This window comes from Brevibacillus nitrificans (assembly GCF_003710965.1).
GTDB classification, from domain to species: domain Bacteria; phylum Bacillota; class Bacilli; order Brevibacillales; family Brevibacillaceae; genus Brevibacillus; species Brevibacillus centrosporus.
Genome location: NZ_RHHU01000039.1, coordinates 1 through 1312 on the forward strand (window position 1 = coordinate 1; position 1312 = coordinate 1312).

At 46.5% G+C, this 1312-nt stretch carries 2 protein-coding genes; both read right to left on the reverse strand.

The window, feature by feature from the left end; translation table 11 throughout:
• Window positions 1–774: histidine kinase dimerization/phospho-acceptor domain-containing protein (locus tag EDM59_RS30800; protein ID WP_122927075.1), on the reverse strand; the 774-nt coding region annotated here is incomplete at its 3' end.
• The coding region (locus tag EDM59_RS30805) for a response regulator transcription factor (protein ID WP_148040866.1) at window positions 771–1312 on the reverse strand (542 nt) is incomplete at its 5' end. The genes EDM59_RS30805 and EDM59_RS30800, both read right to left, overlap by 4 nt.

Genomic DNA, 1312 nt, shown 5'->3' on the forward strand with positions numbered 1-1312 from the left:
CTCTGCATATCCTTGGATGGACATCAGAGGAGTTTTTAATTCATGGGAGGCATTTTGTAAAAACTGGCGCTGAATCTCATGAAAGCGATCCAGCTCTTGAGCCATGGAGTAAACGCTCTCGGATACCTCAGCTATTTCGCCGCGAGCCGGTATATGACGGACTTCAGAAAAACGGCGAAACTGTACCTTTTTAATTTCTTTCACCAGCTGGTTCAGGGGTCGCACAGTACTTTTCGTTATAAAATAACTGAGAAGAATCGTAGCAACTGTACCTATGACCAAAATGACAATAATGTTTTGCGTCAGCTCCATCCTAGCCTCCTTCAGTCCGCGGACAGGAGAGGCTAGGATCAATCTCTGCTTTTCGTCATTTTTAAAAGGAAGATTGACCAAAACGTAATCGTCTTTGCCAATCATCCAGATGTTCTTGTCCTTTCGCTTTTCTGCTTTTCTCTCCAAAGCATCCAACCAATTGTTCAGGTTTGAGGAAGGTAGGGTGGTATACAGGACTTTTTTCTTTTTTCCAAGCAGCAAAACTTCTACTTTACGGTTCGAAACGAACTGTCTGGTCAGCTCTGCTATCGATTCGGGTTTTATGGCTTCAGATTCTCCGTAATTTTTGTCAATCCAGGCTTGTCCTTTTATGGTGAGCTCATTTCGTTGCTGTTCAATCATATTTTCAAGCATAAACGAATGAATCAGGCCCGCAGAAATAGAGGTTACTACTAACAGCAGCAAACCAAACATCAACGTAATCCGTGCTTGAAGACTCATCCCTCTGTTGCCCTCTCTGTAGATCGCAAGCGGTAGCCGAATCCCCAAACGGTCTCCAACGGGATTTTGTCCAGTTTTTTGCGGATCCGTCTGATTAAGTCATCGACTACACGATCGCTGCCAAAGTAATCGTCTCCCCACACGAGTGTGAGCAATTCATCACGGGAGAAGGCGCGGTTTGGATGTTCCGTAAGAAGAGAAAGCACCTGGAACTCCTTCGACGTCACCTCGACTTCTTCACCGCACGAGTAGACAAGTCGACGTTGTTTATCCAGCATCAGGAGCTCACTTTGATGCGAAGCTATCGTTACTTGATGATCAGCGCTCGAATTCAGGTCACCACGCTGTTTCATTTGTTCCCATCTACGCAGTGCACGGTTGGCACGTGCTACGAGTTCACGCGGGCTGAACGGCTTGGTCAAGTAATCATCACTTCCCAATTCTAGGCCGAGAATCTTGTCCACTTCCTCGTCCCGGGCGGAAATCATGATGATGGGCGTTTCCGATTCCATCCGAATGCGGCGGCAAAATTCATAGC